This window comes from Paraburkholderia sp. J69-1, from assembly GCF_905220255.1.
GTDB lineage: Bacteria > Pseudomonadota > Gammaproteobacteria > Burkholderiales > Burkholderiaceae > Paraburkholderia.
The window spans coordinates 15,914-37,102 of record NZ_CAJMZG010000007.1; the positions used below are offsets into that span (position 1 = coordinate 15,914).

24 protein-coding genes are annotated in these 21,189 nt (G+C 61.4%); 18 read left to right on the forward strand and 6 right to left on the reverse strand.

Features of this window, described 5'->3' with window-relative positions; translation table 11 throughout:
- Nucleotides 1–41: 41 nt before the first annotated feature.
- The 4 genes from U5A67_RS14085 (at nucleotide 42) to U5A67_RS14100 (ending at nucleotide 3,892) form a co-directional block, all read left to right on the forward strand.
- Complete coding sequence (locus U5A67_RS14085; protein ID WP_415767835.1) at nucleotides 42–1,154, forward strand: AraC family transcriptional regulator ligand-binding domain-containing protein; 1,113 nt, start codon at nucleotides 42–44, stop codon at nucleotides 1,152–1,154.
- Nucleotides 1,155–1,258: 104 nt separating this feature from the next.
- Nucleotides 1,259–1,522, forward strand: a complete 264-nt coding sequence (locus U5A67_RS14090; protein ID WP_205985356.1) for a DUF4148 domain-containing protein — start codon at nucleotides 1,259–1,261, stop codon at nucleotides 1,520–1,522.
- Between the two features lie 317 nt (nucleotides 1,523–1,839).
- Nucleotides 1,840–3,141, forward strand: a complete 1,302-nt coding sequence (locus U5A67_RS14095; protein ID WP_027817000.1) for an NCS2 family permease — start codon at nucleotides 1,840–1,842, stop codon at nucleotides 3,139–3,141.
- Nucleotides 3,142–3,358: 217 nt separating this feature from the next.
- Entirely contained in the window at nucleotides 3,359–3,892 is a 534-nt protein-coding gene (locus tag U5A67_RS14100) for a cytochrome b (RefSeq protein ID WP_321815196.1), read from the forward strand.
- Nucleotides 3,893–4,010: 118 nt separating this feature from the next.
- On the opposite strand, the gene U5A67_RS14105 is transcribed toward U5A67_RS14100, so the two are convergent.
- Nucleotides 4,011–4,304: a DUF1488 domain-containing protein gene (locus U5A67_RS14105; protein WP_205985358.1), complete on the reverse strand. Its 294-nt coding sequence runs from the start codon at nucleotides 4,302–4,304 to the stop codon at nucleotides 4,011–4,013.
- Between the two features lie 319 nt (nucleotides 4,305–4,623).
- Nucleotides 4,624–4,842, reverse strand: coding sequence for a DUF2964 family protein (locus U5A67_RS14110; RefSeq protein ID WP_205985359.1), 219 nt, complete (start codon nucleotides 4,840–4,842; stop codon nucleotides 4,624–4,626).
- Nucleotides 4,843–5,198: 356 nt separating this feature from the next.
- Here U5A67_RS14110 and U5A67_RS14115 point away from each other — a divergent pair, with 356 nt between their 5' ends.
- Both U5A67_RS14115 and U5A67_RS14120 read left to right on the forward strand, forming a co-directional pair.
- Nucleotides 5,199–7,208, forward strand: coding sequence for a sigma-54-dependent Fis family transcriptional regulator (locus U5A67_RS14115; RefSeq protein WP_321815195.1), 2,010 nt, complete (start codon nucleotides 5,199–5,201; stop codon nucleotides 7,206–7,208).
- 112 nt (nucleotides 7,209–7,320) lie between these two features.
- Nucleotides 7,321–7,653 (forward strand): 2Fe-2S iron-sulfur cluster-binding protein, encoded by a 333-nt coding sequence (locus U5A67_RS14120; RefSeq protein WP_241023956.1) that lies wholly within the window; start codon nucleotides 7,321–7,323, stop codon nucleotides 7,651–7,653.
- A gap of 145 nt (nucleotides 7,654–7,798) precedes the next feature.
- Here the strand turns inward: U5A67_RS14120 and U5A67_RS14125 are convergent, their stop codons facing one another.
- Both U5A67_RS14125 and U5A67_RS14130 read right to left on the reverse strand, forming a co-directional pair.
- A complete protein-coding gene (locus tag U5A67_RS14125; RefSeq protein WP_205985361.1) occupies nucleotides 7,799–8,086 on the reverse strand; it encodes a DUF4148 domain-containing protein in 288 nt (95 codons plus the stop codon).
- Nucleotides 8,083–8,259, reverse strand: a complete 177-nt coding sequence (locus U5A67_RS14130; RefSeq protein WP_321815194.1) for a hypothetical protein — start codon at nucleotides 8,257–8,259, stop codon at nucleotides 8,083–8,085. Before U5A67_RS14130 ends, U5A67_RS14125 begins: the two co-directional genes overlap by 4 nt.
- A 637-nt stretch (nucleotides 8,260–8,896) precedes the next feature.
- On the opposite strand from U5A67_RS14130, the gene U5A67_RS14135 reads away from it, so the two are divergent.
- The 5 genes from U5A67_RS14135 to U5A67_RS14155 all read left to right on the forward strand — a co-directional run bounded on the left by U5A67_RS14135 (nucleotide 8,897) and on the right by U5A67_RS14155 (nucleotide 11,933).
- On the forward strand, nucleotides 8,897–9,499 hold the full coding sequence (locus tag U5A67_RS14135) for a hypothetical protein (RefSeq protein ID WP_321815193.1): 603 nt from the start codon (nucleotides 8,897–8,899) through the stop codon (nucleotides 9,497–9,499).
- 100 nt (nucleotides 9,500–9,599) lie between these two features.
- Nucleotides 9,600–9,929, forward strand: coding sequence for a hypothetical protein (locus U5A67_RS14140; protein WP_321815192.1), 330 nt, complete (start codon nucleotides 9,600–9,602; stop codon nucleotides 9,927–9,929).
- Between the two features lie 195 nt (nucleotides 9,930–10,124).
- Nucleotides 10,125–10,838, forward strand: coding sequence for an HAD domain-containing protein (locus U5A67_RS14145; protein ID WP_321815191.1), 714 nt, complete (start codon nucleotides 10,125–10,127; stop codon nucleotides 10,836–10,838).
- A 407-nt stretch (nucleotides 10,839–11,245) separates the two neighbouring features.
- Nucleotides 11,246–11,626 carry a helix-turn-helix transcriptional regulator gene (locus U5A67_RS14150; RefSeq protein WP_321815190.1) on the forward strand — a complete coding sequence of 127 codons (381 nt, stop codon included), beginning with the start codon at nucleotides 11,246–11,248 and terminating at the stop codon, nucleotides 11,624–11,626.
- Between the two features lie 67 nt (nucleotides 11,627–11,693).
- Nucleotides 11,694–11,933, forward strand: coding sequence for a helix-turn-helix transcriptional regulator (locus tag U5A67_RS14155; RefSeq protein WP_321815189.1), 240 nt, complete (start codon nucleotides 11,694–11,696; stop codon nucleotides 11,931–11,933).
- 75 nt (nucleotides 11,934–12,008) lie between these two features.
- On the opposite strand, the gene U5A67_RS14160 is transcribed toward U5A67_RS14155, so the two are convergent.
- A complete protein-coding gene (locus U5A67_RS14160) occupies nucleotides 12,009–13,061 on the reverse strand; it encodes a glycosaminoglycan attachment site (protein WP_321815188.1) in 1,053 nt (350 codons plus the stop codon).
- Nucleotides 13,062–13,437: 376 nt separating this feature from the next.
- A complete protein-coding gene (locus U5A67_RS14165) occupies nucleotides 13,438–13,956 on the reverse strand; it encodes a hypothetical protein (protein WP_321815187.1) in 519 nt (172 codons plus the stop codon).
- Nucleotides 13,957–14,044: 88 nt separating this feature from the next.
- Between U5A67_RS14165 and U5A67_RS14170 the strand changes: the two genes are divergently transcribed.
- The 7 genes from U5A67_RS14170 to U5A67_RS14200 all read left to right on the forward strand — a co-directional run bounded on the left by U5A67_RS14170 (nucleotide 14,045) and on the right by U5A67_RS14200 (nucleotide 21,171).
- On the forward strand, nucleotides 14,045–14,728 hold the full coding sequence (locus tag U5A67_RS14170; RefSeq protein ID WP_321815186.1) for an SOS response-associated peptidase: 684 nt from the start codon (nucleotides 14,045–14,047) through the stop codon (nucleotides 14,726–14,728).
- Nucleotides 14,725–14,994 (forward strand): hypothetical protein, encoded by a 270-nt coding sequence (locus U5A67_RS14175; protein ID WP_321815185.1) that lies wholly within the window; start codon nucleotides 14,725–14,727, stop codon nucleotides 14,992–14,994. Before U5A67_RS14170 ends, U5A67_RS14175 begins: the two co-directional genes overlap by 4 nt.
- Before the next feature lie 22 nt (nucleotides 14,995–15,016).
- On the forward strand, nucleotides 15,017–16,288 hold the full coding sequence (locus U5A67_RS14180; RefSeq protein WP_321815184.1) for a hypothetical protein: 1,272 nt from the start codon (nucleotides 15,017–15,019) through the stop codon (nucleotides 16,286–16,288).
- Between the two features lie 271 nt (nucleotides 16,289–16,559).
- Nucleotides 16,560–17,744, forward strand: a complete 1,185-nt coding sequence (locus U5A67_RS14185) for a hypothetical protein (protein WP_321815183.1) — start codon at nucleotides 16,560–16,562, stop codon at nucleotides 17,742–17,744.
- Nucleotides 17,741–18,919 (forward strand): caspase family protein, encoded by a 1,179-nt coding sequence (locus tag U5A67_RS14190; RefSeq protein WP_321815182.1) that lies wholly within the window; start codon nucleotides 17,741–17,743, stop codon nucleotides 18,917–18,919. The genes U5A67_RS14185 and U5A67_RS14190 overlap by 4 nt, the downstream gene beginning before the upstream one ends.
- Entirely contained in the window at nucleotides 18,916–20,427 is a 1,512-nt protein-coding gene (locus U5A67_RS14195) for a hypothetical protein (protein WP_321815181.1), read from the forward strand. The genes U5A67_RS14190 and U5A67_RS14195 overlap by 4 nt, the downstream gene beginning before the upstream one ends.
- A gap of 642 nt (nucleotides 20,428–21,069) precedes the next feature.
- Nucleotides 21,070–21,171 carry a DUF3861 family protein gene (locus U5A67_RS14200; RefSeq protein WP_321959718.1) on the forward strand — a complete coding sequence of 34 codons (102 nt, stop codon included), beginning with the start codon at nucleotides 21,070–21,072 and terminating at the stop codon, nucleotides 21,169–21,171.
- Nucleotides 21,172–21,189: the final 18 nt, after the last annotated feature.

Here is a 21,189-nt window from a genome sequence, read left to right on the forward strand (position 1 = left end):
AAGGCTCCTGAAAAGTGTAGGCAGGAGCGCGCCCGCATTCGATGCCCGCCACGCTCAAAAGTGCCGAGCGGATTTGCCATAATGGCTTCGATATCCGCTACAGAGGCCCATCCGTGCAGCCAGGGAAAACCAGCAAAGTGAGCGAAAAAGGCACGATCGCGATGAGCCTCGTGCAGGAAACGGTCGCCCTTGCGCGCTCGCGCGGGCTGGACGCGACGCCGATCGCCCACGCAGCCGGCATCGCGCTCGACGCCCAGACACGCGTGAGCGCCGCGCAATATGGCGCACTGTGGGCCGGCATCGCCCGCGCGCTCGACGACGAATTCTTCGGCCAGGATTCGCACGCGATGAAGAGCGGCAGCTTCATCGCCATGACGCACGCGGCGCTGGGCGCGCGCACGGGCCGCCAGGCGCTGCAGCGCACCGTCCACTTCATGCGGCTCGTGCTGGATGACCTCGCCGGCGACATCGACATCGACGCCACGCGCGTGCGCATTGCGCTGCGTCATCGCGACGGCACGGCCGCGCCCGCGATGTTCGCTTACGCCACCTGGTTCATCCTCGTTTATGGGCTGCTGAGCTGGCTGGTCGGGCGGCGCATTCCGGTGATCGCGGCGCGCTTTCGCTGCCCCGCGCCCGACGCCGCGCAGGAATACCAGACGATGATCTGCGACGACATCGCCTTCGCGCAGGCCGATTCGTGGTTCGACCTCGCGCCCGCGTTTCTCGATCTGCCCGTGATCCAGACGGCGGCATCGGCGCGGGCTTTCCTGCGCAATGCGCCGGGCAACTTCGTCGTCAAGTATCGCAATCCGGGTTCATACGCGGCGCGCGTGCGGCGCGCCTTGCGGGCGCTGCCCGCGCACGCCTGGCCGGACGCCGACGCCGTCGCGCAGCAGTTGAACGTCGCGCCCGCGACGCTGCGCCGCCGGCTGCAACTGGAAGGCCATAGCTGCCAGTCGATCAAGGACGAATTGCGCCGCGATCTGGCCTTGGCGGCCTTGCAGGACCCCACGCGTTCGGTCGCGGACGTAGCCGCTGCCGTGGGTTTCGCGGAGCCGAGCGCGTTCCATCGCGCCTTCCGCAAATGGACGGGATTGCGCCCGGGCGAATATCGCCAGGCGCGCGAGCGGGCGGCGGCAAAAGTACGTTGAATAGCGCGTTGAATGCACAACGATTTCTTACTCAAGCTCACCTTTCAGTTATCGAGATAGCGTCTATACTTTTTAGGGTTATCCCTAATACGAAAGGTCATGTCATGACTTCCCTTTCACGTATCGCGCTTGGCGTGGTCGCAGTGGCTTGCTGCGTGGCCTCGGCATCGGCATTGGCGCAGCCGTACAACCCCTCGGCGCCGATGAGCCGCGCCCAGGTGCGCGCCGATCTCGCCGAATGGCGCGCAGCGGGCTACGATCCGCTCGACTGGATCGATTACCCCGAAAACGCCCAGCGCGCCGGCGCGATCGTGGCGGCACGACGCGCGGCTCGCGCGACGGGTGGCATGCCGCAGCCGATGCAGTAAGCGTCAGTAAGCAGCAACAAGCAGCAGTCGGCGCCGCTGTCCGGTTTCATCGGCGCCTCTCCCCGGGCGGGAGCGTCGATCCGCTAATCGAGGCGGATCGAGGCTCTCGCCTTGTTCGTTTTTGGCTGCCCGCAGTGCAGCAACTGTTGCACCCACTCCACGCCCGCCCTGCCGGCATTTCTGCGCTTGCCGGACAATTGTTTACAATCCCGCCCGTAGCGGCGTGAACCGGCATCCGCGACGCCTTCCGTCGCCCGCCCGCCGACGCCGATCTCAACAACAAATCAACCCGCTCGACTCTCAAGGGCCCGATCTTCATGGACGCCATCAAACGCTATTTCGGCTTCGAAGAAGCAGGTACTAACCTGCGCACCGAAGTCCTCGCCGGTTTCACGACCTTTCTCACGATGGCCTACATCATCTTCGTGAATCCGTCGATTCTCGGCGACGCCGGCATGCCCAAGGAAGCCGTCTTCGTCGCTACCTGCCTCGTGGCAGCGCTGGCGTCGATCGTCATGGGTCTGTACGCGAACTATCCGATCGCGCTTGCGCCCGGCATGGGCCTGAACGCGTACTTCGCCTACGCCGTGGTCAAGGGCATGGGCTTCACGTGGCAAGCGGCGCTCGGCGCCGTCTTCATCTCGGGCTGCCTGTTCTTCGTCGTCACGCTGCTGCGCGTGCGCGAGGCCATCATCAACGGGATTCCGCATTCGTTGCGGGTCGCGATCACATCCGGTATCGGCCTGTTCCTCGCGATCATTTCGCTGAAGACCTCGGGCGTGATCGTCGGCAGCCCGGCTACGCTCGTCGAGCTCGGCAATCTGCATGATCCGCACACGATCCTCTCGATCATCGGCTTCTTCGCGATCGTCACGCTCGACGTGCTCAAGGTGCGCGGCGCGATCCTGATCGGCATCGTCGGCGTGACCGTGCTGTCGTTCTTCTTCGGCGGCAACCAGTTCCACGGCATTTTCGCGGCGCCGCCGTCGATTGCGCCGACCTTCGGCCAGCTCGACATCAAGGGCGCGCTCTCGGGCGGCATCCTGAACGTGGTGCTGGTGTTCTTCCTCGTCGAACTGTTCGACGCAACCGGCACGCTGATGGGCGTGGCGAACCGCGCGGGCCTGCTCGTGCACGGCAAGATGCACCGCCTGAACCGTGCCCTGCTGGCCGACAGCACCGCGATTCTCGCGGGCTCGGTGCTCGGCACGTCGTCGACCACCGCTTACATCGAAAGCGCCTCGGGCGTGCAGGCGGGCGGCCGCACCGGCGTGACCGCGCTGACCGTCGCCGTGCTGTTCCTCGCGTGTCTGTTCATTGCGCCGCTCGCAGGCGTGGTGCCGGCGTACGCGACCGCACCGGCGCTGCTGTACGTCTCGTGTCTGATGCTGCGCGAACTCGCCGACCTGCCGTGGGACGACGCCACCGAAGTCGTGCCGGCCGCGCTCACCGCGCTGGCCATGCCGTTCACGTACTCGATCGCCAACGGCGTCGCGTTCGGCTTCATCTCGTATGCGGGTCTGAAGCTGCTGACGGGTCGCGCGCGCCAGGTGCGCCTGATCGTCTGGATCATCGCGGCCGTGTTCCTGTTCCGCTACTTCTACCTGGGCGGCGGCTAAGCTTCACGGCCGACGCACGGCGGATTTCCATCCGATGCGATCAAAACGGGCGGCCTGCGGGTCGCCCGTTTTTCGTTGTAGCTTTCGATTCGTCGATGAAGCGCGAGCGAGGTCAAGGTTCCGGGCGCGCATATGCACAGCGGCGCGCGGGCTCCGTATCATACGCAGACCCGCAAGCCAGGCCTCACACAACAATCTCGCGCCAAGGAGCCGCATAGTGGCCACATTCCCCGCCGCCGCCGAACGCTATTCCCGCCCTTCCATCCTGTTTCACTGGGCGATTTTTCTGCTCGTTGCGCTGGCGTATCTGGCGATCGAGATTCGCGGGCCGAAAGGTTCGGACAGCCGCGCGCTCTGGAGCAACGTGCATTTCTGGGCCGGCACGCTGGTACTCGTGCTGGCCGTGCCGCGCCTGCTCTGGCGCCTGTGGCACGGCGCGCCGCATGAAATCGACTCGAACCGCGTGCTCACTCTTCTTTCGCGGCTCGTGCATCTGGCGCTCTATCTGTTTATCTTCCTGCAACCGCTGCTCGGCATTCTGACGATCAATCTGGGCGGCCATCCGGTCACGCTCGCCGGGCTCGATCTGCAGATCACGCTGGTGGGCGCCGACCCGCTCGCGCGTAAGGTCGTGAAGGACGCGCACGAACTGATCGGCAATGCGTTTTATTGGGTGATCGGCGTGCATGCGCTCGCGGCCATCGCGCATCACCTGATCTTCAGGGACAACACACTGCGGCGCATGATCTGATGACTCTTTAACCCAGCACAAATGAAATCGCCCCGCAGCACACATCGCATTGCGGGGCGTTACAGAACAGCGCGGTCGATCAGTGACAATCAGGGACAATCGCGCAAACGCAATCGTCTCAGGACCCCACGCCGTGCGCCTGTACGAAGCGCACATAGCCGCTGCGCAGCGTTAGACACTGCGCACGCGTTTCGGACAGCAGGCGGCGCGCAACCGCCTCGATGCGCTCACGATGATGGTCGAAGGCGTCGAGCACATCCTCGGCTCGCGGCGATGCCGCGCCGAAATGGTCCTCCAGCGCCGCCGCCGTGATCGTACATTCCACCCTCTCGCCATCGATCATCGCCGGGAACGCCAAAGTCAGTTCGCGCCCCGAGTATTCGGGGACTTCGTTCGGAAACAGGATCTGCATGGGAGTCGCCTTAGGTAGAGAGTGATCGGGGCCGCGCCTTTCGATGCTCCTCCTTCGCATGCGCACGGTGCAAACGTCGACCGCCGCATGTCTCGCTTCGCGGGACGCAATGCGGCGGTCGATTTGATTCACTTTAGGACACTTCGCGCGGCTGGCAAGGTCGACTTTGTCACACGCGCGAAATGAACTTCGCGGCCCTTATTTTCAGCGCCCGCTGAAGCGAAGCATGTGCGCGCAAACGCAATCGGGACCGGCGCATACGCGAGCGCACCGCGAAAAACATGCCGCAGTGCAGCGTCGCAAAGACCACGCGGATCACTCAGGATTCGCGATGCCGATGATGTTCGATCTCGACGTCCTTCGGATGGACCGTTAGCATCGCGACGAAAGCGGCAACCCCGCCCGCCACGATTGCCATGCCGTAATCCACGTAGGTATGCGCGTCGAACAGCAGCCCGTGGATGGCTAGCGCGAGACCGGCCAGCGTGGCAAAAACGGCCAGCACCGCCAGCAGTATCCTCAATTCGCCATGGACCATGATGCACTCCGCAAGGGAGCCGCGACGGCCCTGAAAACCCCGTACAGCCCGATGCGCCGCCGCCGGGACGCATTGCGCGCCCCTGCCTTCATCCTGGCACTCGCGCGCGCAAAGGCAAGGCGAAGTTAGCGGCGCGAACGCGCACGTGTACGCGGGCTTGCACGCACGCGTAACCGCACTTGCCCGGATGCAGTGCACGCCGGCCTTCCTGTACCATGGCTCGACCACCTGCCGGGCGCGCGCCTTCGCTACTGATGCTGCAATGCAGCGGAAAACCACGATGCGCGCACGCCACGAGCAGAAACGATCCGCCGGCGCGAGCACATCCGCGAGCCGGCGAGAACATGGAGACACGTGTGACCCGACGCCCTTCCGTCACCGTCAAGCCACCCGACGCGGCGCGCGCCAACGCCATCGCCCAGGCGCATGCACGCTCGCGCGCACTCGGCCTGAGCGCCACGGCCACGCCCGAGTTCGACGCGCTCGCGAGCGCCGACCTGCGCGATCTCATCGATTCGAACCGCACGCTCTACCATCAGGCGCGGCCGGTCATGGACGCGCTGCACGCACAGATCGTCGATACCGAAAGCATGGTGCTGCTCACCGACCGTAACGGCGTGATCCTGCACAGCCTGGGCGACACCGATTTCGTCGAGAAAGCGCGCCGCGTGGCGCTGCGCCCCGGCGTCTCGTGGGCCGAGCGCGACCGCGGCACCAATGCGATCGGCACGGCGCTGGTCGAAGGACAGCCCACCACTATCCACGCGAACGAGCACTTCCTGCGCGCGAATCACATCCTCACCTGCTCGTGCGCGCCGATCGCCGATCCGTGGGGCCGCACGCTCGGTGCGCTCGACGTGAGCGGCGAATCGCACGGTTTCCACAAGCACACGCTCGCGCTGGTGCGCATGTCGGCGCAGATGATCGAAAACCATCTGTTCAACACCGAATTCGCCGATGCGGTGCGCCTGCAGTTTCACGCGCGCGCCGAGTTCATCGGTACGCTCTACGAAGGACTGGCGGCGTTCGCCCCCGACGGCACGCTGCTATGCGCGAACCGCAGCGCGCTGTTCCAGTTGGGCGCGCCACTCGCGAGCTTGCAGCAGCGCGGCTTCGATACGCTGTTCGGCATGCCGTTCGCGGCCTTTTTACAGCGGCTCATACAGGCGCACGCGAGCACGCATGCGCCCTTCACGCTTACGCTGCCCAGCGGCGTGCGCGTGGTGGCACGCGGCACGCCCGGTTCGGCGGTGGAAATCGCGCCGGTGCGGGCGGCTAGCTCGACCGTTTCCGCAGAACGCATCGGGCGCACCGAACGCATCGAACGCACCGAACGCACAAACGCAGCACGCGAAAAGCCGCCCGCCGATGCGCGCCCGGCATCGGCGAACTGGCAGCCCACTTTCGCCGATCTCGACACCGGCGATGCCCGCGTGGCCGCCGTGCTCGAACGCGTCGGCCGCGTGCGGGGACGCGATATTCCCGTGCTCGTGCTGGGCCGCACAGGCACCGGCAAGGAATGGCTGGCGCGGGCGCTGCATCAGGATTCGCCGCGCCGCGATGCGCCGTTCGTCGCGCTGAACTGCGCGGCGCTGCCCGATACGCTGATCGAAGCAGAACTGTTCGGCTACGAGGACGGCGCGTTCACGGGCGCAAAGCGGCGCGGCAGTCCGGGCAAGATTCTGCAGGCGCACGGCGGCACGCTTTTTCTCGATGAAATCGGCGATATGCCGCTCGCGCAGCAGGTCAGGCTCATGCGCGTGCTGCAGGAACGTGCGGTCGTGCCGCTGGGTGGCGCTCGGGCGATGCCGGTCGATCTGCGCATCGTCTGCGCGACGCACCGCGATCTGCGCGCGATGATCGCCGAAGGCAGCTTTCGCGAAGATCTCTATTACCGCATCAACGGGCTCGCCGTGACGCTGCCGCCGCTGGCCGAACGCACCGATCTGGATGCGCTCGTCGCGCGCGTGCTCGCGCTCGTGCGGCGCGAGATTCCCGACGCGCCCGCGCAGATCGCGCCCGCCGTGCGCGCCTGCTTCAGGCGCTGCCGCTGGCCGGGCAATCTGCGTCAACTGGCCAATGTGTTGCGCACGGCCGCGATCATGGCCGAGGGCGAGGACCTCATCGACATCGCGCATCTGCCCGAAGATCTGCTGCACGACTGCGAGCAAATCGATCTCGCGCAAGCCGACGATCCCGCCACGGCGCAAGCGAGCGCGCCGGACGAATCGCCCGCACGTCTCGCCGATTGGCAGGCGCGTCTGATCGACGACACGCTTACGCGCCACGGCGGCAATGTCTCGGCGGCCGCGCGCGAATTGGGGCTGGCGCGCAATACGGTGTATCGGCATTTGCGACGCCGATGAGCGGTGCGGGATCGGCGTCGCCAGGTTAAGCTTCGCGGCGACGCCTTGCCGACCTTTGCCCGATGGCCTTTTCCGACCGCTGCCGATCCGCCCGACGAGGCGCAACCGCCTCATGACGCCCGCTTCGCCCTCCAACATGGCCGCCGATACCCAGAACCACGCTGCACCGATCGTGCGCGTGGAACCGCTCGGCGTGAGTTTCGAAGCGCCGGCCGAACTGACGCTGCTCGAAGCCGCGTCGTTCGCGGGCATTCATCTGCCGCGCTCGTGCCGCAACGGTACGTGCCGCACCTGCCTGTGCCGCGTCGTGAGCGGCGAAACGCGCTTTACGATCGAATGGCCGGGCCTTTCGCGCGAGGAAAAGGCCGAAGGTTATGTGCTGAGTTGCGTGACGATCGCCTGTTCGGATCTCGTGCTCGATGTGCCGGATGCGGAACTGGCTTGAACTTGCCTGAATTTGCCCGAAGCGCATTTGCGCCACGTTCGCGCGGCAACGCGCAGAAATAGAAACGGCCCGCGATCTGACTCGCGGGCCGTTTGCATTGGGCTACTTGAAGCGCGGACGGGCGTAGCGCTCCCGTCGATCCGGCTTACTGACCGCCGAAGTAGACCGATTGCGGGCCGCGACGCGCCGCTTCGGACACGTAACCGGCACCTGCCGCCGACGTGCTGCTCACGCCGCCATAGGCGCTGTCGCCCTGGGTGACCGCTGCGCCCGTGCCGGCAGCGCTGACGTTCTGGTTGCGGCTGGCCTGCTGGAACTCGACGAGCTGGGCGCGCACCTGATCGCGCGTAAGACCTTGATCGGCCTGGGCAAATGCGGCCAGCGGCGCGGCGCAGGCAGTGGCGATAACAACGGCTTGAATCAGCGACTTCATGATGGTGACCTCCAGAATTGTTTGAATCGCCCGGCATGCTGCATCGCGTTGCGCAGGTCGAGCGTTGACTGGATTTTAGGCAAGTGCCCCAGCCGGATATATGCCGAAGTCGGCGAATTCCAGTTGCGGATTTCGCAATAATCGGGCGGCGTGGCAACTTCGAATAGTTTCACTTAAAGGTTCCCGCGAAAGTTTCATTTAAGGCTTTGTAACTCCCCGCTAAGCCAAGCCCAGCAAGGCTTAAGTGAAACTATTCAAATTCCCGTCAGCCCAGAAAATGGCAAGCTTTACCGTGTAAATCTCCATCCAAATTTGGCAAGGTATCCCATGGTTCCGGCATAATCTGACCCTTTATTTTTGATAATCAAATGGGGCCTCTAATCGCCTTGCCGTTATCCAAGCGGCGAACGTTAATTATTTTTAGGGTCGCATACCAATCGAAGAAACCACGCTCGCACCAAAAAAACTGTATAGAATCACAGTATTCTGATGGAGTTGGCACCGACATCGCGGGGGTATTACTGAGGACAAGGCTCGGTTGCCGACGTGATTAGGCGTTCCTAGCCGTGACGAAATTACAAAGCCAAAAACGCACTATGCGCACAGCCACCAAGGCTGGCGTATTGAGAGAGCCCACTGATCAATGGCGTCCGAGACCACACACTATCAAAGTTTCTGACCCGCTCACTAAAGGGTGACGAGACACGTGTGGATTCCTGAAGCGTTCGCTTGCGGATTTAGCGCTTCAGTTTCATCGAGCATCGCTTGTTGTATAGCGATGTTGTTCATCACCGTAAAATTGGTGCCGGAATGAACGCAATCATCGATTTTGCTGCGAGCAATCCGGCACTGCTTTTTGTCCCAGCAGCGGGTGCAGTTGCAGCGAACGCATTAATCTATTTCAAAAGACGCTACGTAAAAGATGGCGTACTTTTTGGTTGGTCAACGCTGCCTGCAGAAAGGGGCGAGTACCCGACTTTAGAGCAAACTTCGTATGTTTGGCTTCTTGCGCTTGACGGATATCTGCGCCGCTACGAATCATTAACCCAGCAGATCCTCCCGCTGCGATATGGCGGGCAATCACTTGACGCAAGGACTACGCAGTTCATTGGGCGAGCGCTTTCGGACTGGAATCGTGTTCGCGCCATGATGGACAAGGCCTCAACGATGCAGTTCCACTCGCACCTCGTGGCGATTGAGCACCTAGCCCTTCGCATAGAGAACGCCAACCGTAATGCTTGGCTTGCTGAGTCGGCAACCACTCGCAAATTCGCACGTTCCAGACGTATGCGGAGTGGCGCCACGCTGTTCCCGGATTTCATGGAGTATCTCAACGAACTCAGAATTGAGGCGCAGCGCGCGCGCCGTGAGAATGAAGAAGATTCTGATCAGTCGAATAACATCTCGAACTAGCTCGATCCGCTTCGATTTCTAATGGCAGTCCGTTGTCAGACGAACTAAGGACGATTGCTACCTACCTGAACGGTGGCCCGACCGCCTGAACGGACCGACTATGCAAACCAATCTCGTTCCCGACGACTTTCCACGTGATGGCTCGAACGGCGTAGTAGCCGGCGCGCAGCCGAAAATCTGCGTCGTACTGTCAGATGGCAAATACATCGCTGGCCAGACCGATGCTGAGCGGAAAGAGCGCTGGGATATATGCGAAGACCTCGCTCACCAACTGATGCCGAAGGCGCAAAAGGATGCAGCAGCTCATCCAGAACACAGTCGTGATGTCACTCTCGAACGGGTGCGCGTGGCTGTCGCGCGAAAGAACTGGGTGTCGTCGCCTGAGTTGTCTTGGCTCATCTCGCGGCTGCGAGCCCTACTGAACTGGTAGCAGTCTATGGGACGCGGATACCTAACGTGCACTCCAATACGCATCATGTCTTCAACTTCAACCACGCCTCTTAGCCCGCTTGCAAAAGACCGATGCTCACTCGGCAGCCTAGTCCGAGAATCCAGGCGACGATGTCAACTCGACCTCGTCGACGCGGCAGACTTGCTCTGTGTCGATGTCTCTCATTTGAGCCATATGGAAGATGGGCTCCCCGTCAGTACCGAAGCGTTATTCAAGGTGCTTGCTGGCTATGGGCTAGAAATGCTCATCATGAGTCGCAACGACGCAAGCGATGCGCTCAACGCGGTCGGCCACAGCGTGAACTGGCGTGAGTTAATGGAGCGCCGTTCGCCCAGCAGATCGAGCGCGCCCCCTACTCCACTTTTATTGGACAACCTGACGCCCACACTGTTCGTCGATTTCGACGGCACGCTACACGTCGGGAATGCCTACATAGACGACCGCGGCGACATAACGCTCGACACCGGTCGCCCGCTACTGGAGTTCGCTCACCTGCTCGTCGAACTACTCGCTCCGTACCCAGACGTGGAGATCGTGCTTACGACATCGTGGGCTCGCTGCTTGTCATTAGAACGCGTTATCGCCTATCTGCCGCCCGAACTACAGCAGCGGGTCGTGGCAACGACCAAGGACATTACTCCGAGGCGCAGTTACGTACTCGAAGGCACGGAGCGAACGGATGTCATCACCAGCTATGCGTATGGCAAGCGTCTGAAGCACTGGCTCGCGCTCGACGATGCCGTGTTCGGTGCAAAGTGCTTCGGGCGTGAACCTGGAGCACTCGTCGACCACTTCCTTTTACTCGATTCGTCTGCAGGCATCAGCGACGGCGCCGTACTCTCGCGCATATCCAAGTGGCTCGTCGACGTGGGTTCGAAGCGCTCGTAGACGGCAAGATTGGACTGGTGCGTGCGAGCGCCGCTCGCTTTCTTGAGGAGATGCGAAGTGATTTCGACGTGGATCCATGATGCCAGCCATTTATACCAATCTATACGGATGTATAGCCTCACCTCCTTATACATTGTTAGATTTAGATATACATCACCTCGCGAGCGTACGAAGCTGAAAACGCGCGCTATAGCGTCGCGTATGTCAGCATCTGACCGATGCGTGGAATTTCACCTCCGCTTCTGCCATGTGATTGGTTCGAGCCTCTGCAACTCCTCCATCAGGCGCCACCGCAGTCGGCCCAACGACTCGCGCGTCCGTGACCGTTGCATGCTCCTCCTGCAAGCACCAGATCCCTCAACGACTAGTGGTCAAATATGACCTACTAACCCATTAAGGGTTCAAATATGACTGATAAACCAAAATTGACGGCGACACCCAAACCCTCCAGCCGCTTGACCGAAAATCCGATGCCCTTTCCGGTAAAGCGTGCGTTGGTTGCTGCTGGAGATAACCTTGCGCTGGCCCGGCGGCGCCGGGGGTTTTCTACGGAATCCATGGCGCAGCGGGCGGGCATCTCAAAAAAGACGCTCTACCGGCTGGAACAGGGCGACCCTGGAGTGTCGTGGGGCGCCATGATGCGGGTACTGAACATCCTGAACCTCCTCCCCGAACTCAATAAGGCCCTGGACACGACCAATGATGCGCTAGGCCTGGTGCTCATGAATAAAGCAGTGCCCAAACGCATCCGGGAACGTAAAATCACCCCGGACAGCGGAGGCCTGTAGTCCACCATTATTTTTATCGGAATTTCCGATAAATGCAGTTTATCGACATTACCGATACGCGTGACCTATGCGCCAGATCATCACCACCCCGGCCCAAGTTGGGCAAATATTGCATAGCGCGCGCCGCGCGCGTGGGCTGTCACAACAGAAGGCGGGTGTCCGCCTTGGCCTGAGCCAGAACCGCCTGTCCGAACTCAAGAAAGGAGCGAATGGTATCTCGCTCTCGCAGTTGCTCGCCATGACGGCACTCTATGGCCTCCAGATCGAGATTGCGAGCCGCGGAACGCCTCCGCAGGCGGAGTGGTAAGTATGAAGAGCCCTTCTCATACGCTCCCTAAACCGAACGATTGCCGGGCGCGTACACCTTGGACTTCCATAACCGTCAGCTTTCCCGCTCGACAATCGAGTTAAGCATTCGCGCGAGAAGAAAGTCGCTTGGGCCAACACCAAGAAGCTCGCCGTCGGGAGCCATTGTCATCTGCGTGATTCGCGGATGGTCGAATATGCAGGGCGGCAAAGGTTGGTGGGCAAACGGGTTGTGGAACACGTACAGGCCGTCTAAAAGGTGTTCGCTATATTCGCGTTTCAGTGACGTGCGAACATTCGCTTTAAGTTGTCCCTCCGCCGGGTGAAAGGTCGTATACACGGTCCTCGCGTCAGGATTGTCTGCCAAAGCCCGGACCTTCCCCCAAGTCACGAGGGAACTGTATATAACAGCGGCGACGTCGGAATATGTGTCATCGCAAAACAGCCCCACGTCGATGCTGGTATTTTCATTCTTCGGGGCGGATGAAACGTTATAGCTCGTCACCTTCTGAGCGTTAGGCGATGTTCCTGCCTCATCGTAATAGCGGCCGTATAGCGCCGCAACAACAGGTCGCGAAGCGGCGAAATGGGCGAGAGGTCGATCAAATGCAGCAATCCCAATGACAAAAGTTCGGCCACTCATGTGTTGCAGGCTGGAGTAATACTTTCGGTGCCGCTTCACCTTCGCATCAAAGCTATTGCAGATACGGAGCGTCGACTCAATGTTGAATTGCGTAAAATCATCAGGACAGTCTTCAACAGAATATCCATACGCTGGCTTCCCACCCGCAGCTGGCGCCGCGATGGTCGCCTCTAGCCCGAAGGGGTATTGACCGCCCACCACGAAATCGGGCGCGTGATATTGCATATCTACTGGAAGCCGCCACTCCCGCAGTGCCGCGCTCAAATAAAGCTCCCATAAGCCGGACTCAAAAGTCGTCTGGAATTCCTGGACGAATTTGCCATCACGATCGATGAAACTGTCCGCCCAACCTTGCAGGACAGCCCTCTCCGCCCGATAACGTTTGTGCAGGATCATCTTGAAGATGGGATGCTGCTTGTCCTCGGGAACTCTCGGTTGAAATAGGTCCATGGTCGTTTTTGGAAAATTATTTTTGTCTGACGGCACGGTTATGCGTTCGGCGCTGCGCTACCGTCCGGTGCTTTATTCCAAATCTGTGCCTACGCTGTGGAGGAATGGTATCGCTTCTACGGATCGAAGCGGCCGCTAACACGACTATCGCCGCAATGGCAGAAGTAGGTGGCGGATTCGACCGGTCGACTGCGTTAGCGCAAAGCTCGTCGGCGATCCAGATCGAGGGCTGTCGTAAATTTTTGAGTTGAAGTAGGTCAGGCGCGTGCTTTGTCGCAATTTTTGAACTAAGACAGGCTTTTTGTCGCGAATTTTGGTTTAAGCCGACGGCCATCGAAGGCTCACGGACTCGTGACGGTTACCTTCGCACCATAACGCGCCCTGAACCAGCCGCTGACCGATGCGCTCAACTTTACCTACGCTTCTGCCATGTAATTGGTCCGATCCTCTGCAACTCCTCCATGAGGCGCCTCCGCAATCGCCCCAACGACTTGCGAGCATCCGCGACCGTCGCGTGCTCCTTCTGCAGATACCAGTATCCCTCGGCGGCCATCGCTTCAAGCTCTGAAATGGCATAGCGCCCGCACTGCACTTCCAGGGCGAGGCGCCGAACGTCTTCCTGAGGATGCTGCTTCCAGATCCGCCGTAGCTCGGCATCGAGCGGAGTAAAGAACGGCGGCAGCCCATACCTGCGTCGCTCCGTGCGTATGCGCCGCTCGCGTTGCCACGGCAGCTGAGGATCCGGTGGGTCAACACCAGGGCCGGCAGCGTGCATGCGGTCACGTTTGGTGTGGTCGAGCCGATACACGCACATCTCGTAGGCGTACCAATCCCCCCTGGCCTCCTCGTCCGTCAACCAGATCGGCGTCGGCACGAAGCACGCCTTGACCTCGTCCCAGACCGCCCACTTGTATTCCCAAACCGGCTCCATGACCTGACAAAAAATACTGTATGGATGTACAGTATCCGTGAACGCGTCTCGAAAGGCAATATGGAGCTACCTCAACGGAGGGATGGGTATGTGCACCAATTACGCAGCGGCACGGAGCGACCGGTTGTTCAGGCATTTTGGCGTTGCGCCGCCAAGCAGCCCTTGGCGCGACGAGGTCTACAAGGACTATCCGGCACCGATTATTCGCCGCATGTCCGATGCTGAGTGCGCCGATGTTGCGACGTTTGGGATGGTGCCGCGCAAACACATCCCTCCTGGTGTGAGAGTCTTCGACACGATGAATGCGCGCTCGGAGACCGTCGGCGAAAAGCGCAGCTTCAATGGCGCGTGGAAGCGGCAGCAGCTTTGCCTCATTCCATGCGAGGCGTTCTACGAGCCGAACTACGAGAGCGGCAAAGCGGTACGCTGGCGTATCAACATGGCCTCTGGTGAACCGTTCGCTATTGCCGGCCTCTGGCGTGAGTGGGATGAGGGTGAAGCAGACAAGGCATTGTCGTTCACGATGCTCACGGTGAATTCAGATGAGCATCCGCTCATGCGGCGCTTCCACAAGCCAGGAGACGAGAAGCGCTCGGTCGTCGTTCTGCACCAGAACGACTACGAGAACTGGCTCGGTAGCCGCTCAATGGACGAGGCTCGGACGTTCCTGAATCTCTATCCTTCGGAGCTCATGCAAGCGGAGGCTTGCCCGGCCCCTCCTCGTGCATCAAAGGCGAAAGTAGACCGCCCAGTTGATGAGAGTGCAGAATGAAGGTATTGGATGCCGAGACGAAAGCAGAGTTGCTCACGTTCCTCGTGGTCGGCCAGCTTTTTGCGTTTGCGCTCGTTGGCGAATGGCTGCGCACGGACCATCTCATCGAATCCGCGCAGATGTGGCTCAGCTCCAACGGTACTGCGTGTGACTGGCTCGAGCGCGCGAAACTCATTGAGGCATGCCGAGTAGTGGCGCTCAAGCAAGTACGCCATAGCCGTCTATGCTGCGCTACGGGAAGTCAAAGCCCGAAGAGCAGGGACTGAACCGGCCAATCGCCATATTGAGATGAGTGATCCAGATAAGAATATCCACCAGATTTTTGCGGAAGCCTTCAAGGACTATGGTCCGCCCTTCGATCGCACGCCCTTCTTCGAATTTGAGTGCGCTGGCTTGCAGGAGATCCGCGCGCTGCTACGACACGCGCTGTCTCTTCAATGGCGTGCCTATGGCGAGCGCGGGTTGATCCATCTCGACTTCATACATAACCAGAGATTCAATGCACTGGCAACGAGGAGCGGGGACCACGAACTGATTGCGATCTTCTCCGGAGCCCTGCGAGCGATCTACCAGTTCTGGTTCTTCTTCATGTGTGACCCGCTGGCGATGCCGCATATCGGAGATCCGACCAAGGAGACGACTGATAAGGCGATCGCTGCGGCAATCCGCAGTGGCGACCTACACCCGAAAGCGCTTCAGCATCCTCACGACGAGACCCGATACGTTGCCGCGCAAAACCTGGCGCTCGCCACGTGCTTCGTGCTGGCGAACCATGAGGTCGGGCATATTGCGAGCTGTCATCCACACTACCTCCAGGCCATCAGCCCTCGGCGCGGCGTATATGAGGAGTTGCCTGCCGTGCCCAGGTCGAATCGGGCGCAGAAGCTCAGACAGGCGATGGAGTTGGAGGCAGACGAGTACGCTGGAGGAGTCTCCTTCCAATGCCTGCACTCCATCAAGGAGATGCTGCATGGCGTGGGAAATCTGGACATGGGATACGTCTGGTCGGCAGCATCGACTGCCCTCTTCCTGATGATCCACAAACAATCCGGTCGAGGAATCGAGGAAGCCAGCGCTACCCATCCAGCCCCTGTTGACCGATGGCTCTTGTCGCTCGAGATGCTCCTGAAAAGTGAACGCTGTAAGGTGTTCAATCCCGACACCGCTCAGATCACCGCTGGCTTCCAGGAGGTCGAGGCGTTCTGGCATCGACACGCTCTCCTAGGTGACGGGCAAGCATCGGCAGGCGCCGCAGGCGTTGGGGGAGATTCAAACGCTGGTGCGGAGAGCATCTTGCTGAACAGACGCATGTCGGAGGCCGCCGCACGAATCAACGTGACGTTGAAAGGGCTACGGAAGATTGGGCCTACTTTGAACGCCATCGGTGCGTACCGCGTCCAGGCTGCTGCCCGTTACCGCGATGACCATCGCGCGGTCGCGCATGAGGCACTCGCGCAACAACTGAAAAGCGGCGCAGTTCGTCGGGAGCCAGCGCCCGCGCAGATGGTCAGCGACCTGGCTGCCGCCGACCCGGCGAAGTGGATAGCAGGCGGCTCGTGACAGTGCCCCTGCAGCAGTGGCATCCAGAGACCGAGCCAAACCAAGTCAACGCTTCACCATCGCTGGCGGCGTCGGGCGGTCGAAAACTAAGCGCACCTCACGAACAGATTTCAAGTGCCATCCTTTAGTTTAGCGATGCCTTTGCACCATCGGACACCATCGGTCAAGGAGTTTTGCTAAGCGTTCGAGACTGTGGCAACATGCTCCCAGAAAATAACTCTGCGGCCGGGGTGTACTCCAGGTCGCGACATCGATACCAAGGGGGGGCGACATGCCCATCGTGTTCGTCCACGGCGTCAACAATCGAGACGGCGACGCTTACCGGGAAAACGAGAGCGCGCGGGATGGATTTCTACGCGAGTACGTGGCACCGGCACTCGGGTTGAGTTCCGACAAGCTCACGGTCATCAGCCCGTACTGGGGCGAGTTCGGCGTCAAGTTCGCCTGGAACATGGCGGTGCTCCCGGAATCGTCCACGAAGGTCGCGTCTTTCGGAGTGGACGAGGAAGCCCAGGCTCGTGCCCGGGTGGCCGGCCTGCTCGCTGAATCGAATCAGAGCGGGGATCTCGTCGCGCTGGCCAACACGGATCTATTGGCGGCAGTAGATCTGCTCTATGCCTCGGCGATGGCAGGCGCCAAATCGCAGGACGAGGCGCGGTATCTGGCAAAGTCGTACGACCTCGCCAGTGCGTATGCCGAGGCCAACCCGCAGCCGGACTGGCTCGCGACCGCGGGCCCGAAGAACTTTGCTGACCTGCTCGTGAGCAAGTCCAAGGCTTCCCAGGTCCAGAGCTTCGGCCCCCTGAGCAAGATCCTCGACTCGCTCAAGGAAGGCGCATCCCGCCTGGTCAACGCAGCGCCGGACGTCACGACCGGGCTCGCTGGCCTGCTCCTGCGCAAGAAGCTCAACAACGCCGTCACCCGTTTTGCTGGCGACGCATTTGTCTACTTGAACGGCCGCGGCACGGTCGATGCTCCCGGCCCCATCGTCACGACGGTCTTGAAGGCGCTGCAGGACGCTCAGGCAAAGCGCACCGAGGACGACAAGCTCATCGTCGTGGCGCACAGCTTCGGCGGCGAGATCGTCTATGACATCCTGACCTACTTCGCCCCGACCCTGAGCATTGACTGCCTGATCACGGTGGGCTCCCAGGTCGGTCTGTTCGAAGAGATGAAGCTCTATAAGGTTAGCGATCCCAAGATCCCGGGCGACCCGAAGAAGGACCACGTCGCTCTCCCCAAGGGGATCAAGCGCTGGCTCAACGTGTTCGACACCAATGACGTGCTGAGCTACCAGCTCAAGCCCGTCGTCGACTCCGTGACCGACTTCAGCTACGACACCGGCTACAGCACATTGGGCGCGCATGGCGGCTACTTCGAGCGCCCGAGCTTCTATAAGCGCATGGCTGCGCGTCTGAAGGAGATCGATCCCGCGGCCGGAGCTGGCGCCAAGTGACTGTCCTGCTGAACACCGCGGTAGCCGGCAAGGGCGGCACGCACGTGCTGGCCATTGGTGTCGGGAAGTACCCCCATCTGCTGAACGGAACGGCCAAGCTCGCCGCAGACCCGATGGGCCTTGAGCAGCTGGAGTCCCCGCCGGTCTCGGCCAAGGCGCTGATCGACTGGTTCCTTTCGCCGGTTGCGGGTGCCGGGGTGTTCGAGAACCCGGACGCGCCACTGGCCTCGATCGAAGGCCTCGCGTCCGCCGAGCAGCCAGTGGTCATTGCCACGCCGGGTGGCCCGATCACGCTCGCCGCGGCGACGCAGGACGCCATCCAGCAGGCCTTCGAGGACTGGCTGGCTCGCCTCAAGAGCCACCCCGACAACGTCGGCATCTTCTATTTCTGCGGCCACGGCGTGATGGTCTCCGACCACTACCTGCTCGCGCAGGAGTTTGGCCACTCCGCGCAGCCCTGGACGAAGGCCTTTAACGTCTCGCTGACAGTCCGCGCCGTTGAACGAGAGATCCAAGGGTCGGTCTTCTTCTTCATCGACGCCTGCCGCAACATCCCGCGCGCCCTGGCCATGACCCTCGGGGCGCAGCCGCCACCGCTGCTGCCGGCAGACCTCGGGACGGACGTATCGCGCAAGCATGTCACCGAGATCCATGCGACCGGCGAAGGCCAACTCGCCTTCGCGCCGCTGGGGCCTACTGTGTCCAGATTCACGTCTGCACTCATCTGCGCGTTGTCGGGCTACTGCGGCACCAAGGACCCGGGCCAGCAGACCTGGACGGTCGACGGCGACAACCTGTCGGTAGCGGTGCGCACCCTGCTCGCGCAGAACGAGCCAGACCAGGCCGATACCGGCAACAACAAACAGGTCTCTGAGCAACGGGTCACCGGCCCGGTAGTGCCCCTCATGCGGCGAGCGTTCGTCCCCATGGTGAAGGTTCGGTTGGACCTCGCGCCGAGCCAGCGACGGGCGCTGTACGAGATGTACCTGCAGTCATCCACGGGCAACAACCGGGTCGCACAGACGCTGCTGGATCAAATCTTCAAGGTGGAGCTTCCTCGTGGCATCTACGATGTCGGCGCGCTGGATCCTGCTGGCGCACTGCCTCACCTCCTGCACGCCGACGAGGAGTTGGCGCCCCCGATGTACCTGTTCACGATGAAGTCGCAGCCATGAAGCACATCGTCGTCACCCTAGACTACCCGACTGATGATCGCCTACGCGATCAACACGAGGACCAGGGCGCAGTGCTGCCGATGAAAGTGCTGGACGCCGAAGGTGCCGTGCTGGCTGTCGCCTCCACACGGGTTCGTAAATCGGTCAAGTTGAGCGTCCCCGACGAGGTCGAACTGGCCTTCGTACGCCTGACTTGGCCGTCCGGGCGTACCGTGACGCAACGCGTAGACATGAGCGCCCCCTCGAATTCGGCCTTGGGCGACTACCCCGTGGTCTTTAAGCCTGCGTATGCACAGGCCAATGAATGGTCAGCCTGGGCCATCCCCAAGCTCAACCCGCGCAGTCGTCTTGCCAGTCCGCAAGCTGACCTGGATCTCGGCATGGACGAGTTCTCAAGGGTGTGGCTGCGATTGTGGAAGCTCCAGAATGGCGAGTGGAGCCGGGTGTCCGTGGAACCTGTGGAGAAACGCCACAGCCGCTCGGCCTGGCAGATGGACCTACAGCTGGACGCGTCGAATTGGCTGATGCAGATTGGGGGCTCCAAGGTCACTTGGCGCTTTGTCGCACTGCCCGGGAACGGGCGCGCGCGCGTGCTCATCACGCCCAAGGATTCGAGCGACCCGCGCGCGGATGAACTCAAGGTCGTCGTGACCGGCTTCCGCTCCGGGGCGGAGACGCTCCTCGAGTTCCTGTCGCGTGACGCGATCCGGTCGATGAACGCCGTCGCCGATCCGGTGAACGTCGCGCGGGAACTTCTCCGCTCCAAGTTCGCCGATCCGGTCGGCGCGGTGGCCGCTGCCTACTACCTGCTGCGGGTCAATGCGGCGGACCAGGTCCCCCTGGATTGGTTCGAGAACCTGTCGCGCAACTTCCGCTGGCTTCCCGATACCGCCATCGTGCACTGCGCCCGGCTATTGCGCGATAGCCGCCGCACGCACACGGAGGAGTTCAACCCGCTCAAGCTCTTGCGAGAGAGCTTGTCCAACGGCTGGCCGATCTTCACTGAGGGGGTCAACCTGCTGCAGGAAGCGGCCTCGCTACTCGGCGACTCGCTTCTCGAGGCTGATCCTGAGGCCTTTCACAAGGTCCAGGCGCTCGGTGCAGGCAAAGGCTGGGCGGGCGCGTTCACCAGCTTCTACGGACGGTATCCCGGCGAGCCCGACGTGCTTCGATGGGGCGGCATGCCCCGGGCGCCGCGACGCCGGCAAATCATCCCGCAGTTGGTCAAGTCCCGGCTGCAACGGGACGCAACACTGAGCTTCTCGCCAGAGTCGCTCCAGGCGTTGCTGCTTCAGATGGAGCGCGTTCGGATCTTGCCTACATTTCCGACGGTTGAGACCCCATCCGCTCAGCCCCCGGCCGTCCGGACCCCATCCAGCCGAACACCTGCCGTTCAGATCCCGTCTGCTGGCGAGTTTGCTGAGCTCCCTGCCGCCACGGGCAGCCCCCGGCGGGTGAAGCGTGAGCCAGACGATGGAGAGTTCCTGCTCGGGAGCGTTGACAGCTAGTCAGGCGCGTCGCGCCCCTTCAGCGGAATGGATAGAACTGCACCAGCCCGCTGTGGGTGACGTGCAGTTCCTGCCGGTCTCTCTCGAGTCGTTCGCCAGCACGCTGCGCCGTGAGTAGGTTGCGCAGCGGTGACGATGGGCTGAGTCACAGTCCAAGAGAGCGCCACGTCGTTGAGCGCTTCTTCTCCATCCTCAAGAACCAGTCCAGCCTCCGGGTGCTGTTCGATCAGTCGCGCGATGCAGTCATTCAACCGCGGCAAAACGGACCAGCGGCTCGAGGTGCTCACTTGAATAGCGGTGACCTAGCGACGACGGCGGAGGTTTGGACGTCGGCAATTGCCCGTTTCCCCGACCATGAGCTAACCGCCAGGCTTCAGCGCGAATTACCGGCCTTGTTCGGTGATCCGTCTGCTGGCCAAACCGGCGATAGCGCTCACTGATATTGCCCAGTGACCTTGCACCCCTTGTCTAGCTTGTGGAGGCCGCGGGCTTCACTGTAAGTCGAGGCCAGCTTCTCGTTTGCCTCCAAAACGGACATGTGTGTACCTTCGAGCCCATAAAGTATGAAGCGGTCTTCACCGTTTGCGCCATCTCGTGATGGCTAGTACACAACATCGTCATCTGACGCCTTACCGCGCGGGTATGCTCGAAAATAAAAGCCATCCACTTTTTGAAGTGTTTCGCCCTCAATTCGCGGATTTTATGGAGAATCTCAAAAATAGTGGAATGAAGGACAGTGACTAACAAGAGACGCAACACGAA

Excerpts from the sequence above, each read along its gene's own strand:
- U5A67_RS14135 (WP_321815193.1), top strand. The coding sequence starts at position 8,897 with ATGAACGCAATCATCGATTTTGCTGCGAGCAATCCGGCACTGCTTTTT.
- U5A67_RS14110 (WP_205985359.1), bottom strand. The coding sequence starts at position 4,842 with ATGGTCCATGGCGAATTGAGGATACTGCTGGCGGTGCTGGCCGTTTTT.
- U5A67_RS14085 (WP_415767835.1), top strand. The coding sequence starts at position 42 with ATGCCCGCCACGCTCAAAAGTGCCGAGCGGATTTGCCATAATGGCTTC.
- U5A67_RS14200 (WP_321959718.1), top strand. The coding sequence starts at position 21,070 with ATGCTCGAAAATAAAAGCCATCCACTTTTTGAAGTGTTTCGCCCTCAA.
- U5A67_RS14185 (WP_321815183.1), top strand. The coding sequence starts at position 16,560 with ATGCCCATCGTGTTCGTCCACGGCGTCAACAATCGAGACGGCGACGCT.
- U5A67_RS14195 (WP_321815181.1), top strand. The coding sequence starts at position 18,916 with ATGAAGCACATCGTCGTCACCCTAGACTACCCGACTGATGATCGCCTA.
- U5A67_RS14120 (WP_241023956.1), top strand. The coding sequence starts at position 7,321 with ATGACGCCCGCTTCGCCCTCCAACATGGCCGCCGATACCCAGAACCAC.
- U5A67_RS14125 (WP_205985361.1), bottom strand. The coding sequence starts at position 8,086 with ATGAAGTCGCTGATTCAAGCCGTTGTTATCGCCACTGCCTGCGCCGCG.
- U5A67_RS14140 (WP_321815192.1), top strand. The coding sequence starts at position 9,600 with ATGCAAACCAATCTCGTTCCCGACGACTTTCCACGTGATGGCTCGAAC.
- U5A67_RS14145 (WP_321815191.1), top strand. The coding sequence starts at position 10,125 with ATGGAAGATGGGCTCCCCGTCAGTACCGAAGCGTTATTCAAGGTGCTT.
- U5A67_RS14150 (WP_321815190.1), top strand. The coding sequence starts at position 11,246 with ATGACTGATAAACCAAAATTGACGGCGACACCCAAACCCTCCAGCCGC.
- U5A67_RS14105 (WP_205985358.1), bottom strand. The coding sequence starts at position 4,304 with ATGCAGATCCTGTTTCCGAACGAAGTCCCCGAATACTCGGGGCGCGAA.
- U5A67_RS14180 (WP_321815184.1), top strand. The coding sequence starts at position 15,017 with ATGAGTGATCCAGATAAGAATATCCACCAGATTTTTGCGGAAGCCTTC.
- U5A67_RS14090 (WP_205985356.1), top strand. The coding sequence starts at position 1,259 with ATGACTTCCCTTTCACGTATCGCGCTTGGCGTGGTCGCAGTGGCTTGC.
- U5A67_RS14170 (WP_321815186.1), top strand. The coding sequence starts at position 14,045 with ATGTGCACCAATTACGCAGCGGCACGGAGCGACCGGTTGTTCAGGCAT.
- U5A67_RS14095 (WP_027817000.1), top strand. The coding sequence starts at position 1,840 with ATGGACGCCATCAAACGCTATTTCGGCTTCGAAGAAGCAGGTACTAAC.
- U5A67_RS14165 (WP_321815187.1), bottom strand. The coding sequence starts at position 13,956 with ATGGAGCCGGTTTGGGAATACAAGTGGGCGGTCTGGGACGAGGTCAAG.
- U5A67_RS14175 (WP_321815185.1), top strand. The coding sequence starts at position 14,725 with ATGAAGGTATTGGATGCCGAGACGAAAGCAGAGTTGCTCACGTTCCTC.
- U5A67_RS14155 (WP_321815189.1), top strand. The coding sequence starts at position 11,694 with ATGCGCCAGATCATCACCACCCCGGCCCAAGTTGGGCAAATATTGCAT.